A 14,175-nucleotide genomic window follows, 5' to 3' on the forward strand; every position below is an offset into this window, starting at 1 on the left:
CACGAGGCACGACGGGCGCGGCCCGGCACACGAGGTACTCATGGCGGCGCTCCGCAAGGCGCCCTCCGCCCACCCCGGCGCTTCGCTCCGCAGGGTCGCGCGAATCGGTCCGAGCTTCCGAGCCGCGTTGTGGGATCCTAGCAACCATGCCCTGCGCAAAATGCGAAGCGATCGTCGAGACGCCTAACGTCCCTCACGTCGTACGCACTTGTGAAGGATGCGGCCGCGAACTTCGCGTCCCGTCGCCGGGTCCGCACGGAATCGGGATCATGGTGCCCGAGGGTGCGCAACTTGTCATTCCACAGGGTTGGATTCGGTTCGCGTTCCACCCGCTCAAGAGCACGGGGCATTTTTTTCGACACGGTCTCGGCTGGTTTGCAGAACAGCTCTTCGTCACCGATTTGATCGGCGGGAAGGAAAAGATGTCCGCTTCTCTCGACGACATCGAGGCTGCCAGTAACCAGGCGCTAAACGCTTCCGCACTTCTGAAGGGCATCGACCTCTCGAAGGACGAGAATGCGAAAGAGGCCATCGATGTTCTGTCCGCTCACCGCGACTCAGCAGAGTGGTGGCACTTTCTTTCTGGAACCTTCGCGTCGATAGTCCGTGACGCCATCGGAGCGGGAGACGCGGAGCAGGCAGCCTGGGCGACGGCGTGTGTAGAGAGGTGCCGGTCGATGGTGATTTTCAAAGAGCACCTCGAGGAAGTGGTCTGGATGGGGCATTCCGCCGCCCGCATCATCCAGCTGCTGAGCACGTGGGATGTGAATCGTCAGAACGCAGACGAGTTGTTCTGGCAAGCAACGTTCAAGGAGCAGACCTACGCACTATCGCAGGTGTTCGCGGTCCCGCTGGTGTTCATCCAAGACAACGCATACGTGGGCGGGATGAGCATTGATCGCAAGAACGCGAAGTTGCTCGATTACCTGTTCTCGGCAGAGTTCTCCCGGGAGGCGGTGCTTGTCGAACTCAAGACGCCGATGACGAGGCTTCTCGCAGCCGAGTACCGCACCGGCGTCCATCCGCCTTCCGCCGATCTCGCAGGAGCGGTAGTCCAGGCGCTGACGTATCGAAACCACCTCATGCGCGAGCTGACGTTTGTTCTCGGAGATCGCGGCCCCAAGGTAACCGCCTTCGCACCGAAGTGCGTCGTGGTGGCCGGCACCGGAACAGCAGAGTTGGACACGGACGCGAAGCGCCGATCTTTCGAGTTGTTCCGATCGAATTGCAGCAAGGACGTGGAAATCGTCACGTACGACGAGTTGTTCAGGAAACTTGAGGTGCTGGCGAACCTGTTCGGCCTGAAAAGAAGGCAGAGTCCGCCAGACCCGACTCGGCAAACGACACCGTAGTTCTTGAGGCAGAGCGTTTTCAGCGCGACCTGCGGAGTTACCGCCGGCTTCGGAAGCGACCGGCCCTGCCGGCGCGAAGCGGGTCAGGCCGTATGCCCGCTCACGGCCCACCTTTCCCGGCGCCGCATCCACTTTTGCTTGCCTCGGCTCCTTCGCGTCTACACCGCAGGCGCTCAGTTGACGCTCTCCGCCCGCCCTCTCGGCTCCGTCGCCCCCAGCCGGCGGGGGATGTCCCGAGCACCGCAGCGCAGGCGGGCCGCGCACCGGGATCGGACCGCGTGACACGATGAGGACGCCGGTCCCCCGTCCCTCGCCGTCGCCGGAGCCGAGCGCCGTCGCACGATCGGCACCGCAGCGGGCCCGAGCGCGTCAGCGCCCGCGGAACCGCACCGGCATCGCAGGCCCGCGGAGCCGCCGGAGCGAGGCGCGCAGCGGGCGTCCCCCGCCGGCCCTCTGCGACGATCGATCTCAGGACAGGAACCAGCGGCCTACCCGAAGCGACGCCCAGCGGCCAGCGGCTCACAGCGCCAGCAGCCCCCTGACCCCGTCCGCCTCCATCCCCTCCCCGCTCCCCCGCTTCACGATCTCCCCCCGCTGCATCACGAGGTACCGGTCCGCGAGGCCCCGGGCGAACTCGTAGTACTGCTCCACCAGCAGGATGGCCATGCTGCCCTCGGCCGCGAGGGCGCGGATGACGCGCTCGATGTCCTTGATGATGGAGGGCTGGATCCCCTCCGTCGGCTCGTCGAGCACGAGGAGCCGGGGGCGCATCGCCAGCGCTCGGCCGATGGCGAGCTGCTGCTGCTGCCCACCCGAGAGGTCGCCGCCGCGGCGCCCCAGCATCGTCCGGAGCACCGGGAAGAGCTCGAACACCCGCTCCGGCACCCGCGCGCCCCGCGGCAGCGAGGCCAGCCCCATCTCGAGGTTCTCCTGCACCGTGAGCCGCGGGAAGATCTCCCGGCCCTGCGGCACGTAGCCGATCCCCGCGCGCACCCGGCCGTGCGAGGGGGCGCGGGTGAGGTCCTTGCCCTCGAAGGCGACGCGGCCCGAGGCGACCGGGACGAGCCCCATGAGCGAGCGCAGGAGCGTGGTCTTGCCCACGCCGTTGCGGCCGAGCAGCACCGTCACCTGCCCCGGCGCCGCCTCGAAGGAGACGCCGCGCAGGATGTGGCTGCCGCCGTAGTACTGGTTCAGGTTCTCGACCGCGAGCATCTCACCGTCCCAGGTAGACCTCGATCACGCGCGGATCCTGCTGCACCTGCTCGAGCGGCCCCTCCGCCAGGACCGCGCCCTCGTGCAGCACCGTCACCTTGCCGCCCAGGCGGGCGACGAAGTCCATGTCGTGCTCCACCACCATGAGCGACCGCTCCGAGGAGAGCGCCACGATGAGCTCCGCCGTCCGCTCGCGCTCCTCGTCGGTCATGCCGGCCACCGGCTCGTCGAGGAGCAGGAGCTTCGGCTGCTGCATGAGGAGCATCCCGATCTCGAGCCACTGCTTCTGGCCGTGCGAGAGCGTCCCCGCCGGCCGGTGCGCCACCTGCCCGAGCCGCACCACCGCGAGCGTCTCCGCGATCCGGTCGCGCGCCTCGCCGTCGAGCCGGGCGCGCAGCGTCCCGCGCACCCGCTTGTCGGCCTTCATGGCCAGCTCGAGGTTCTCGAGCACCGTGTGGCGCTCGAACACCGTCGGCTTCTGGAACTTGCGGCCGATGCCGGCGTCGGCGATCTCCGGCTCCGACATCCGGGTGAGGTCCAGGCTCTGGCCGAAGAACGCGGTGCCGGTGTCCGGGCGCGTCTTCCCGGTGATCACGTCCATGAGCGTGGTCTTTCCGGCGCCGTTCGGGCCGATGACGCAGCGGAGCTCGCCGGCGTCGATGTAGAGCGTGAGCGCGTTCAGCGCCCGGAAGCCGTCGAACGTGACGGTGATGCCCTCGAGGTAGAGGATCACCCGGTGCGAGGCGTCGAGCACGCCCGGGAGCACCGGGTGCACCGAGGCGGAGGGCGCGAAGCCGGGGGGGAGCGGCGGGCGCTGCGGGTCCGTTCGCAGGTCCATCAGGCCCTCGCCTTCCGCGCCGCGAGGCGCCGGAACAGCCCCACCAGCCCGTCGGGCAGGAAGAGCGTCACGCCGATGAAGAGGAGCCCCAGGAACACGTTCCAGAACTCGGGGAAGGCCACCGTGAACCAGCTCTTCGCCAGGTTCACCAGGGCCGCGCCGACCACCGCGCCCACCAGCGTGCCGCGCCCGCCCACCGCCACCCAGATGGCGATCTCGATCGAGTTGGCGGGCGACATCTCCGAGGGGTTGATGATCCCGACCTGCGGGACGTAGAGCGCGCCCGCCACGCCGCAGAGCACCGCCGAGAGCGTCCAGGCGAAGAGCTTGTAGTGGTGCGGCTGGTAGCCGAGGAACCGCGCCCGCGACTCGCCGTCGCGGATGGCGGTGAGCACCCGGCCGTACCTCGAGGCCACCAGCCAGCGGCAGAGGAGGAGCGTGCCCGCGAGCGCCGCCGCCGTGAGCATGAAGAGGGCCACGCGGGTGGCGGGCGCGGCGATGGGGTGGCCGAGCACGCGCTTGAAGTCGGTGAAGCCGTTGTTCCCGCCGAAGCCGGTCTCGTTGCGGAAGAAGAGCAGCATCGCCGCGAGCGTCAGCGCCTGCGTGATGATCGAGAAGTAGACGCCCTTGATGCGCGAGCGGAAGGCGAAGAAGCCGAAGACCAGGGCTACCAGCCCCGGCACGAGCACCGCGAGCGCCAGCGCCCAGGCGGCGTGCTCGGTGCCGCGCCAGTACCAGGGCAGCGCCTTCCAGTCGAGGAAGACCATGAAGTCGGGCAGGTCGGACTGGTAGACGCCCTCGCGGCCGATGGCGCGCATGAGGTACATGCCGAAGCCGTACCCGCCGAGCGCGAAGAAGAGCCCGTGGCCGAGCGAGAGGATGCCGCCGTAGCCCCAGACCAGATCGAGGGCCACGGCCACGATGGCGTAGCACATCACCTTCCCGCCGAGCGTCACGGCGTAGTCGGAGACGTGGAGCGCGCTCCCGGCGGGCGTGAGGAGGTGGAGCGCCGGGACGAGCAGCAGCGCTCCCGCGAGGAAGGCGCCGAGCGCCGCCCAGCCGGCGGGCGGCATGGGGACGGTCCAGCGCGAGAGCGGCGGGCGGGCGACGGCGTCCACGTCAGTCCTCCGCGAACCGGCCCTTGAGGGCGAAGAGGCCCTGCGGGCGCTTCTGGATGAAGACGATGATGAAGGCGAGCACCGCGATCTTGGCGATCACCGCGCCGGACCAGCCCTCGAGGAACTTGGAGAGGACGCCGAGCCCGAGCGCCGCCCAGACCGCGCCGGCGAGCTGCCCGACCCCGCCCAGCACCACCACCATGAAGGAGTCCACGATGTAGGCCTGCCCCATGTCCGGCCCGACGTTGGCGATCTGCGAGAGCGCCACGCCGCCCAGGCCGGCGATGCCCGCGCCGGCGGCGAAGGCGAGCGTGTCGAGGCGGCCGGTGGGCACGCCCACGCAGCCCGCCATCGCCCGGTTCTGCGTCACCGCGCGCAGGAACAGGCCGAAGCGGGTCCGGTTCATGGCGAGCCAGACCAGGCCGAGCACCGCGAGCGAGAAGGCGACGATGACGATCCGGTTCCAGGGGAGCACGGCGTTCGCGACGAGCGGCACGCCGCCCGACATCCAGGAGGGGTTGGCGACGCTCACGTTCTGCGCGCCGAAGGTGGAGCGCGCCGCCTGGCTCAGCACCAGGCTCGCGCCCCAGGTGGCGAGGAGGGTCTCGAGCGGGCGGCCGTAGAGGAACCGGATCACGGTCCGCTCCAGCACCGCGCCCACCAGCCCCGCCGCCAGGAAGGCGACGGGGACCGCGGCCACCACGTACCAGTCGTGGTGGCGCGGGAAGTGGCGGGCGAAGACGCCCTGCATGGCGTAGGTGGCGTAGGCGCCGATCATGAGCAGCTCGCCGTGGGCCATGTTGATGACGCCCATGAGGCCGTAGGTGATGGCGAGCCCGAGCGCGGCGAGGAGGAGGATGCTGCCGAGCGAGAGGCCGGAGAAGACGCGCCCCACGAGCTCGCCCATCGCCAGCCGGTGGCGCACCGCCTCGAGCGAGGCGAGCGCCTCGCGGCGGACGTCGGGGTCGGTCTCGGCGCCGTCGGCGAGCAGTCCGCCCAGGAGCCGCTCCACGCGCGGGTTGCCGCTGTCGCGCAGCGCCTTCACCGCGGAGAGCCGCGCCGCGGGCTCGGGGCTCTGCAGCGTGGCCTGGGCGTAGGCGAGGGCGAGGAGCGGCTTCACCTCGCGGTCCTGCTCGCGGTCGAGCGCCGCCTTCAGGGCCGGGGCGAGCTCGAGCGAGGCGCCGTCGGCCAGCTCCTGCGCGGCGGCCAGGCGCGCCCGGCGGTCGGGGTCGGAGAGCCGCAGGGCCGCGAGGGCGGTGCCGACGTGGCGCCGGATGCGGTTGTTGATGGTGATGGGCTCGGCCCCCTCCGGCGCCGGGTCCACCTCGGCGAGCGTGGTCGCGTCGAGGGTGCGCTCGCCGTCGAGCAGGAGCACGCGGCCGTTCGCGACCTGCAGGTTGTCCTCGGCGAGGGCCTGGAGGACGCGCGCGGCCGCCGGGTCGGCCGACCGGGCGAGCTCGTCCACGCCGGCGAGCTTCTCCTCCGAGTCCTCCGCGCCGAGCTTCGCGACGGCCTGCGGATCGAGCGCGGCGCGCGCGGCGGCGGGGGCGAGGAGCAAGAGGAAGAGGGCTGCGGTGAGGGGGCGCATGGCGGGTGGCTTCGGGTGCGGCGCGGGGGGTTCCCCCCTCCCCCTCCCCCGCGTCGCGGGAGAGGGGAGAGGAGGGGGACGGGGTGGGCGGGTAGGGGACGCCCGCCCCGCTCGCTTCACATGTTCTGCTTCGACTCGTTCCCCGCGATGTACGGGCTCCACGGCTGCGCGCGGATGGGCGCCTTGGTCTTCCAGACCACGTTGAACTGCCCGTCCGGCCGGACCTCGCCGATGAGGACCGGCTTGTGCAGGTGGTGGTTGGTCGGGTCCATGGTGAGCGTGAAGCCGGAGGGCGCCTTGAAGGTCTGCCCGCTCATGGCCGCGATCACCTTGTTCACGTCGGTGCTGTGGGCCTTCTCCACCGCCTGCTTCCACATGTGGATGCCGACGTAGGTGGCCTCCATCGGGTCGTTGGTCACCACCTTGTCGGCGTTCGGGAGCCCCTTCTTCTTCGCGTAGGCGCGGTACTTCTTCACGAACGCGGCGTTGGTCGGGTTCTTGAGCGACATGAAGTAGTTCCAGGAGGCGAGGTGGCCGACGAGCGGCTTGGTGTCGATGCCGCGCAGCTCCTCCTCGCCCACCGAGAACGCCACCACCGGCACGTCGGTCGCCTTGAGGCCGGCGTTCCCGAGCTCCTTGTAGAAGGGCACGTTGGAGTCGCCGTTGATGGTCGAGATCACCGCGGTCTTGCCGCCCAGGGCGAACTTCTTGATGTCGGCGACGATGGTCTGGTAGTCGCCGTGGCCGAACGGCGTGTAGACCTCGGCGATGTCCTTGTCGGCCACGCCCTTCGCGTGCAGGAAGGCGCGCAGGATCTTGTTGGTGGTGCGCGGGTAGACGTAGTCGGTGCCGAGCAGGAAGAAGCGCTTGGCGCCGCCGCCCTCCTTGCTCATGAGGTACTCGACCGCCGGGATGGCCTGCTGGTTCGGCGCCGCGCCGGTGTAAAAGACGTTCTTCTCGAGTTCCTCGCCCTCGTACTGCACCGGGTAGAAGAGCAGCCCGTTCAGCTCCTTGAACACCGGGAGCACCGACTTGCGCGACACCGAGGTCCAGCAGCCGAACACCGCCGCGACTTTGTCGTTGCCCACCAGCTGGCGCGCCTTCTCGGCGAAGAGCGGCCAGTTGGACGCGGGGTCCACCACCACCGGCTCGAGCTTCTTGCCCAGGACGCCGCCCGAGGCGTTGATCTCCTCGATGGTCATGAGCGCCACGTCCTTCAGCGCCGTCTCGGAGATCGCCATCGTGCCCGAGAGGGAATGGAGCACGCCGACCTTGATGGTCTCCTCCGCGCGGGCGCCGCCCGGAAGGGCCGCGGCGGCGAGGACGAGCAGGGAACCGGCCAGCGTCGTGACGAGACTTCTTCGGGACATCTCGATCTCCTCCATGTGTTCGGTGAGTGAACTCGCGTGCGCGAAGGCGCAGGCGGGACGGAGAGCGAGAAGCGTGCCAGGGCGCGCGCGACGCGGCCCGCGCGGGCTGCACCGCCTCCGGGCCCGCCCTGCGCGCGTTTTTCGAGCAGCCCCCGCGCCGCGGTCCGCTCCGCGCGGGGCTCCGGCGCTGCCTCGCGGCGCAGCAACGCGCTGCGCGGGAAGCGGGCACTTCGCGGAGACGGCGCTGGCTCAGTCGCGCCGGAAGGCCTTCACGCCGCCGTCCACGCCGACGTAGATGCGCCCCTTCGCCAGGATGGGGCTCTGGAACCGGCGCACCTTCCCGAGCGCGTCGCCCGGCCCGCCGCCCGCGTACACCACCGCGCCGGTGTCGCCGTCGAAGCCGTGCAGCCGCTCGTCCCCCTCGGCGCCCACGCTCCAGACGATCGCCTCGCCGCCGCCGCCGGTGGTGGTGACCATGGGCGAGCCCTTGCCGCCCTGGCGCGCGCACCAGGCCACCCGCGCCGTGGGCGGCGCGCCCGGCACGAGCCGGATGGCGGTGAGGTCGGCCTCCTCGGGGCAGCCCTTCCCCTGGCCCCGGAACGCGACGTAGGTCCCCTTCGCGGTGGCGTAGGCGGCGGCCGCGTTGATGATGAGGTCGTCGGCCACCGGCACCGCCGCGAGCTGGCCGCCGACGCCGCCGAGCCGCGCGCGGTCGAGCAGGTACGCCTTGCCGTCCTTGCCGAGCGCCACCACCAGCTTCGACGGCGTGGCGCCGGGGAGATCCACCGGCAGGGGCGCGGTGCCGCCCAGGTCCACGTCGCCCTCGTCGAGCTCCTTCCAGTTGGCCGGGGCGAAGTGGTCGGGCGCGGCCCCGGCGAGCGGCGCGCCGGCCTGGAAGCGCAGCACCGCGTCGCCGCCCCCCCAGGTCGTCGCGCCGAAGCTGTTGCCGGTCGCGGCGAAGAGCTGGCCGTCGGCCGCCGAGAGGCCGCCCGGCGCCCAGATCCCGGCCCCGCGCGCCGGCGTCCGGTACGCCGTCGCGGCGGCGGGGTCCCGCAGCGGGATGGCGAAGACGAAGCCGTGGTAGTCCCCGCAGTCGCCGAAGTGTCCGCCGAAGGGGACGTAGAGCGTCCCCGCCGCGAGCGCGAGCGCGCCGCGCTGGTTCTGGACCGCGGCGTCGAAGGAGAGCCCGCGGCGGCGCGCCAACCCGGCCACGTCGAGCGGCCAGCCCGGGCGGACGGCGCCGTCGTCGAGGCCGAGCGCGAACACCTGGTGCACCTTGGTCGCGCCGCCGTCCGGCATCGTCAGCGCGTCGAGGTAGAGGGTGCGGCTCGCGGGGTCGATGACGGGCGTGCCGGTGACGCCGAGCGGGTCGATGTTGCCGCACGGGAGCCTGGCGCGCGCCACCGGGGCCCCGAGCGTGCGCCGCCAGATCGCCGCCCCGCTGCGCGCGTCGAAGGCGGCCACCTCGTTCCGCTCGCTCGCGGCGACGACGAGGTCCGGACCGCCGCGCACGCCCGGCGCGTAGAGCGGCTGGGCGTAGACGGCCCCGGGGAGCCGGGCGTCGAACGCGGGATCGAGGTGGTAGCCCTTCGCGGCGGCGCGGGTCAGCGCGGGATCCACGTAGACGCCGGCGCGCGAGGGATCCCCATGATGCTCGAGGGCGGCGGTGGTGGGCGCCTCCGCGGCCGCCACCTGGAGCGCGGCGGCGCAGGCGAGGAGCGCGCGGCCGGCGCGGCGGCGCACGGCCGCTCCCTACCCCGGGTCCCAGGCGCGCAGGAGGAACTCGGTCTCGGCCGGGGTGAGGTCGAACCGGAGCGAGGCCTCGCCGATCAGCTTGAGGCGCGGCGCCGCGGGGTCCTCCCGGCGCCGCTCGCTCAGCCAGAGGAGCATGCTCCGCATCGCCTGGCCGCGCGGCAGGAGCTCGCTGCGGACCTCTCCGGTTCCGTCCGTCATGGTCCGCTCATAATCGGTGAAGCGCGGGGCCGCAGGGCGCGGCCGCATGGGGCGCCTGGCCGCCCCTCCCCTGCCCTCCCCACCGCGGTGGGGAGGGAGTGCCATGAGGCGCTCGCGGGGACTGCCCCCCCGCGCCCCTCTTCCCTCTCCCGCGAGGCGGGGGAGGGTGCCGCGAGGCGCTCGCGGAGGCTGCTCCCCCTGCGCCCCTCTTCCCCTCTCCCGCGAAGCGGGGGAGGGACAGGGAGGGGGGCCCGGCCTACTTGTTCTCCCGCGCCGCCGCGATCGCCTCGGCCTCGGTCACGAGCGCGTCCTCGAGCTCCTCGGCCTTCATGCGCTTCACCACCGCGCCGCCCTTGAACAGCAGGCCGACGCCGCCGTGGCCGAAGGCGATGCCCACGTCGGCGGCGCGCGCCTCGCCGGGGCCGTTCACCTCGCACCCCATCACGGCCACGTTCACCTCGCCCTTGAGGTGGCTGAGCCGGGTCTCGACGCGCTCGGCGATCGGGATCATCCCGACCGAGCAGCGGCCGCAGGTGGGGCAGGCGGTGAGCGTGGCGCCGCCGAACTTGAGCCCCATGGCCTTGAGCAGGATGCGGGCGACCTTCACCTCCTCCACCGGGTCGGCCGCGAGCGACACGCGGATGGTGTCGCCGATGCCGTCGGCGAGGAGGATGCCGATGCCGGCGGCGCTCTTCACGGTGCCGGCGATGAGCGTGCCCGCCTCGGTGATGCCGAGGTGCAAGGGGTAGTCGAAGCGCGAGGCGAAGAGCCGGTTCGCCTGCACCGTCATGGCGATGTCGTGCGCCTTCAGGGAGACCTTGATCTCGCGGTAGCCCAGGTCCTCGAGGATGCGGATGTGGCGCTCGGCGCTCTCCACCATGCCCTCGGCGGTGGGCCAGCCGTGCTTCTCGACGATGTCCTCCTCGAGCGAGCCCGCGTTCACGCCGATGCGGATGGGGACCTGCCGCTCCGCCGCCACCTTCACCACCTCGCGCACGCGCTCGGCCGAGCCGATGTTGCCCGGGTTGAGGCGGATGCAGTGCATGCCGGCGTCGAGCGCCTTGAGCGCGAGCCGGTAGTCGAAGTGGATGTCGGCCACGAGCGGGATGGGCGAGCCCTTCACGATCGTCGCGAGCGCCGCCGCCGCCTCCTGGTTGGGCACCGCGAGCCGCACCACGTCCGCGCCCGCCTCGGCGAGGGCGCGGACCTGCGCCAGCGTCGCGACCGGGTCGGCCGTCTCGGTGGTGGTCATCGACTGCACCGCCACCGGCGCGCCGCCGCCGATCGGGACCGAGCCGACCCGCACCTGGCGGGTCTGGCGGCGCTGCGAGATGGCGGGAAGCTGCTGGTGATCGTAGGCGCCCACGAGGATTCCTCGATTGTTGTGGGAGGGGACCGCCCGTAGCTAACGCGCGGTCCCCCTCCTCGCCAGCCGGACGGCTACTTCGCCTTCAGCTCCGAGTCGATGATCGTCTTGAAGCTCTCGTAGGGGAGCGCCCCCGAGAGGAGCATGCCGTTCACGAAGAACGCCGGGGTGCCGCTCACGCCGGCCTGCTCGCCCGCCTTCTTGCTCTCGGCGACCTCCTTGGCCTTCTCGCCGGAGTCGAGGCACTTGTCGAACTTGCCCTGGTCGAGCTTGAGCTCGCCCGCGGCCTTCTTGAGCGCGGCGACGTCGAGCGACTCCTGCTGCCCGAAGAGCTTGTCGTGCATCTCCCAGTACTTGCCCTGGTCGGCGGCGCAGTTGGCGGCCTCGGCGGCCTTCTGGGCCTTGTCGTGGAAGGGCAGCGGGTAGTCGCGGTACACGAGCCGCACCTTGTCGCCGTACTCGGCGAGCACCTGCTTCACCGTGCCCTCGGCCTTGCTGCAGTAGGGGCACTGGTAGTCGCTGAACTCGACGATGGTGATCGGCGCGCCCTGCGGGCCCTTGCTCGGGCCGACCGCCGCCACCTCCACCCGCGCCGGCTTGTACGGCGGGAGCAGCACCTCCACCTTGGCGTCGGCGCGGAGCTTGTCGTAGTAGCGCTTCAGGACCTCCTGCTGCTTCTGCTGCATGAGGTACTGCTCGATCTGCGGCTTGACCTGCGCGAACTCGGGCAGCGCCTGCCCGGCCGCCTTGGCCTGGTCGTAGACCTTCTTGAGCTCGGCCTCGGTGGGCGGCGTGAGCTGCGAGGAGAGCTCCTTGCGCAGGAACTCCTCGGGCGCCATCCCGGCCGCCTTGGCCTTCTCCTCGACCAGCTTCTTGTTCACGATCGAGTCGAGGCCGGCCTTGCGCAGCTTGTAGAGCTGCTCCTGGTGCTCGGCCTCCATCCGGCGCTCCTCCGGCTTCACCAGCTCCTGGAGGTCTCCGGCGGTGACGGTGGTGCCGTTCCACTTGGCCACGGGCGCCTTCGGATCGAGCTCCGGCTGGCCGGTGCTCTGGACGGTCTTGGCGGGGGCGGTCGCCGCCGGCGTCTTGGCAGGTGACTGGCAAGCCGCCGAGAGGGCGAGGACTGCGAAGAGGGCGCGCATGTGTCTCGTTTCTCCCGAGGTTCGGGACGTGTAGGCAGGGCGGGGGATTCTTCCAGAAACAGCCGTTGACATAAAGGACTTCCCCGGAAGCAGGGGTTTCTCGCCACCCTGGTGCGCGACCCGGGGGCCGGGCGGCCCCGCCCCCCGGGTCGCCTAGCCACCTGGAAACAGGGCGGCGCCCGCGGCGCCCTCGTGGCACGGACGACGCAACCGGGCGGCTCGAACCTTTCCAGAGGGGCCAGAGGAGCGATGAACGACACGGCGCGGGAGCCCGGCTTCGACCCGGTGCAGCTCACGGTGCGGCTCATGCGGCTGCTCACCTCGCCCGTCTACCGCCCACCCATGCTGCCGGGCGTGGCGATCGAGATCATGCAGCTGTCGCAGACCCCTGGCGTGAACTTCGACCAGGTGGTCGCGATCCTGGAGCGCGATCCGCTCCTCGCCGCCCGCGTCCTCTCCATCTCGCAGTCGGCGCTCTACACCTCCCGCAGCCCGATCACCTCGCTCAAGCAGGCGGTCGTCCGGCTCGGGATGGGCACCCTGCGCGATCTCGTCCTCGAGGCCGCGCTCAACATGCGCGTCTTCCGGGTGCCGGGGTTCGAGGCGCCGATGCAGCGGCTCGCCCACCACAGCACCGCCACCGCCTACCTGGCGCGCGCCATCTGCAGCCGCACCGCCATCCCCGCCGAGTACGCCTTCCTCTGCGGCCTGCTGCACGACGTCGGCATCGCCGCCGCGCTGCTCGCCCTCGCCGAGGACCGCGACAACCCCCGCGTCCCCTTCGACGTCGCCGCCCCGGTGCTGCACGGCGTGCACGAGGAGGCCTCCGGGCTCGTGACCCGGCTCTGGAACCTCCCGGCCGAGATCCAGAAGGTGGTGTCCAACCACCACCGGCCGCGCGTGGACGGGAAGCCACACCCGGTCGTCGCCGCGGTGCTGGTGGCCGGGAACCTCGCCTACGAGCTCGGCCTCGGCGTGGTGCCCTGCCCGCCGCGCGTGCTCGGCCCGCCGCCGTCCGCGCCGCTCCCGGTGCAGCTCGACGTGAGCGATCCCGACGTGGTGGCCGAGGCGCAGGAGCTGCTCCGGCTCGACGACGCCGCCCTCAACGCCGTCTGCGGCGAGGCGGTGGGGCTGTTCGAGCAGCTCGGCGTCCCGCTGCCCGCGCCGCGCGGCGCGCCGGGGCTCGCGGTCGCGCGCTAGGTCGCGGGCCGGAATCCCGCTGACACCGGCGCGCTCCCGCGCTAAAGGATCGGGCTTCGGACCGACCCCTTTTCCGCACCGGAGCACCCCATGGCACAGCACGAGAGGCTCGTCATCATCGGCAGCGGCCCCGCCGGCTACACCGCCGCGCTCTACGCCGCCCGCGCCAACCTCAAGCCGCTCCTGTTCGAGGGGCTCCAGCCCGGCGGCCAGCTCACCATCACGAGCGACGTCGAGAACTACCCCGGCTTCCCCGAGGGCATCCTCGGGCCCGAGCTGATGGAGAAGATGAAGGGCCAGGCGGAGCGCTTCGGCACCCGCTTCGTGCTCGGCGAGGTGACGCGGGTGGACCTCAGCGCCCGCCCGTTCAAGGTGTGGCAGGACGACCAGCTCTACGAGGCCGAGGCGGTGATCGTCGCCACCGGCGCGTCGGCCAAGTGGCTCGGCATCCCGTCGGAGAAGCAGTACCAGGGCAAGGGCGTCTCGGCCTGCGCCACCTGCGACGGCTTCTTCTTCAAGGGCGTGGAGATCGCCGTGGTCGGCGGCGGCGACACCGCCGTGGAGGAGGCCACCTTCCTCACCAAGTACGCGAGCAAGGTGACCATCATCCACCGGCGCGACGCGCTGCGCGCCTCGAAGATCATGGCCGACCGCGCCCGCGCCAACCCCAAGATCGCGTTCGAGTGGAACACGGTGGTCGACGAGGTGCTCGGCGACGGCCGGGGGGTCACCGGCCTGCGGCTCAAGAGCACGGTGGACGGCTCCACCCGCGAGCTCGCGGTGGGCGGGCTCTTCATGGGCATCGGGCACGAGCCGAACACCGCCATCTTCCGGGGGCAGCTCGAGATGAACGAGGTCGGCTACCTCGAGGTGCAGGCGCCCTCGAGCCACACCAGCGTGGCCGGCGTGTTCGCCGCAGGCGACGTCGCCGACCCGAGCTACCGGCAGGCCATCTCCGCGGCCGGCTCCGGGTGCGTCGCGGCCATCGACGCCGAGCGCTGGCTCGGCGAGCACGCCACCGAGATCTGGGACTGAT

12 protein-coding genes are annotated in these 14,175 nt (G+C 71.6%); 3 read left to right on the top strand and 9 right to left on the bottom strand.

The genetic code is table 11. From position 1 onward, the window contains the following. The first annotated feature begins 269 nt into the window (after positions 1–269). Positions 270–1,352 (top strand): Shedu immune nuclease family protein, encoded by a 1,083-nt coding sequence (locus AMPC_RS11885; RefSeq protein ID WP_248340937.1) that lies wholly within the window; start codon positions 270–272, stop codon positions 1,350–1,352. A gap of 519 nt (positions 1,353–1,871) precedes the next feature. Here the strand turns inward: AMPC_RS11885 and urtE are convergent. The 9 genes from urtE to AMPC_RS11930 all read right to left on the bottom strand — a co-directional run bounded on the left by urtE (position 1,872) and on the right by AMPC_RS11930 (position 11,939). After that, on the bottom strand, positions 1,872–2,564 hold the full coding sequence (urtE, locus tag AMPC_RS11890; protein WP_248340938.1) for an urea ABC transporter ATP-binding subunit UrtE: 693 nt from the start codon (positions 2,562–2,564) through the stop codon (positions 1,872–1,874). A gap of 1 nt (position 2,565) precedes the next feature. Next, the gene (urtD, locus tag AMPC_RS11895; protein WP_248340940.1) at positions 2,566–3,402 is read right to left on the bottom strand and encodes an urea ABC transporter ATP-binding protein UrtD; all 837 of its coding nucleotides are present in this window, start codon (positions 3,400–3,402) and stop codon (positions 2,566–2,568) included. Beyond that, complete coding sequence (urtC, locus tag AMPC_RS11900; RefSeq protein WP_248340942.1) at positions 3,402–4,520, bottom strand: urea ABC transporter permease subunit UrtC; 1,119 nt, start codon at positions 4,518–4,520, stop codon at positions 3,402–3,404. The genes urtD and urtC overlap by 1 nt, the downstream gene beginning before the upstream one ends. A gap of 1 nt (position 4,521) precedes the next feature. Beyond that, positions 4,522–6,108 (bottom strand): urea ABC transporter permease subunit UrtB, encoded by a 1,587-nt coding sequence (gene urtB, locus AMPC_RS11905; protein WP_248340944.1) that lies wholly within the window; start codon positions 6,106–6,108, stop codon positions 4,522–4,524. A gap of 116 nt (positions 6,109–6,224) precedes the next feature. Next, entirely contained in the window at positions 6,225–7,478 is a 1,254-nt protein-coding gene (urtA, locus tag AMPC_RS11910) for an urea ABC transporter substrate-binding protein (protein WP_248340946.1), read from the bottom strand. Positions 7,479–7,727: 249 nt separating this feature from the next. Continuing rightward, on the bottom strand, positions 7,728–9,221 hold the full coding sequence (locus AMPC_RS11915; protein WP_248340948.1) for a hypothetical protein: 1,494 nt from the start codon (positions 9,219–9,221) through the stop codon (positions 7,728–7,730). Between the two features lie 9 nt (positions 9,222–9,230). Beyond that, positions 9,231–9,431, bottom strand: coding sequence for a hypothetical protein (locus AMPC_RS11920; RefSeq protein ID WP_248340950.1), 201 nt, complete (start codon positions 9,429–9,431; stop codon positions 9,231–9,233). 256 nt (positions 9,432–9,687) lie between these two features. Continuing rightward, a complete protein-coding gene (ispG, locus tag AMPC_RS11925) occupies positions 9,688–10,797 on the bottom strand; it encodes a flavodoxin-dependent (E)-4-hydroxy-3-methylbut-2-enyl-diphosphate synthase (RefSeq protein ID WP_248340952.1) in 1,110 nt (369 codons plus the stop codon). A 74-nt stretch (positions 10,798–10,871) separates the two neighbouring features. After that, a complete protein-coding gene (locus AMPC_RS11930) occupies positions 10,872–11,939 on the bottom strand; it encodes a thioredoxin domain-containing protein (RefSeq protein WP_248340955.1) in 1,068 nt (355 codons plus the stop codon). A 249-nt stretch (positions 11,940–12,188) separates the two neighbouring features. Between AMPC_RS11930 and AMPC_RS11935 the strand changes: the two genes are divergently transcribed. Continuing rightward, on the top strand, positions 12,189–13,139 hold the full coding sequence (locus AMPC_RS11935) for an HDOD domain-containing protein (protein WP_248340957.1): 951 nt from the start codon (positions 12,189–12,191) through the stop codon (positions 13,137–13,139). 90 nt (positions 13,140–13,229) lie between these two features. Then, positions 13,230–14,174: a thioredoxin-disulfide reductase gene (gene trxB, locus AMPC_RS11940; RefSeq protein WP_248340959.1), complete on the top strand. Its 945-nt coding sequence runs from the start codon at positions 13,230–13,232 to the stop codon at positions 14,172–14,174. Position 14,175: the final 1 nt, after the last annotated feature.

The organism is Anaeromyxobacter paludicola (assembly GCF_023169965.1).
In the GTDB taxonomy this organism is placed as follows: Bacteria; Myxococcota; Myxococcia; order Myxococcales; family Anaeromyxobacteraceae; genus Anaeromyxobacter_B; species Anaeromyxobacter_B paludicola.

Excerpts from the sequence above, each read along its gene's own strand:
- AMPC_RS11885 (WP_248340937.1), top strand. The coding sequence starts at position 270 with ATGGTGCCCGAGGGTGCGCAACTTGTCATTCCACAGGGTTGGATTCGG.
- urtE (WP_248340938.1), bottom strand. The coding sequence starts at position 2,564 with ATGCTCGCGGTCGAGAACCTGAACCAGTACTACGGCGGCAGCCACATC.
- urtD (WP_248340940.1), bottom strand. The coding sequence starts at position 3,402 with ATGGACCTGCGAACGGACCCGCAGCGCCCGCCGCTCCCCCCCGGCTTC.
- urtB (WP_248340944.1), bottom strand. The coding sequence starts at position 6,108 with ATGCGCCCCCTCACCGCAGCCCTCTTCCTCTTGCTCCTCGCCCCCGCC.
- urtA (WP_248340946.1), bottom strand. The coding sequence starts at position 7,478 with ATGTCCCGAAGAAGTCTCGTCACGACGCTGGCCGGTTCCCTGCTCGTC.
- AMPC_RS11920 (WP_248340950.1), bottom strand. The coding sequence starts at position 9,431 with ATGACGGACGGAACCGGAGAGGTCCGCAGCGAGCTCCTGCCGCGCGGC.
- AMPC_RS11930 (WP_248340955.1), bottom strand. The coding sequence starts at position 11,939 with ATGCGCGCCCTCTTCGCAGTCCTCGCCCTCTCGGCGGCTTGCCAGTCA.
- AMPC_RS11935 (WP_248340957.1), top strand. The coding sequence starts at position 12,189 with ATGAACGACACGGCGCGGGAGCCCGGCTTCGACCCGGTGCAGCTCACG.
- trxB (WP_248340959.1), top strand. The coding sequence starts at position 13,230 with ATGGCACAGCACGAGAGGCTCGTCATCATCGGCAGCGGCCCCGCCGGC.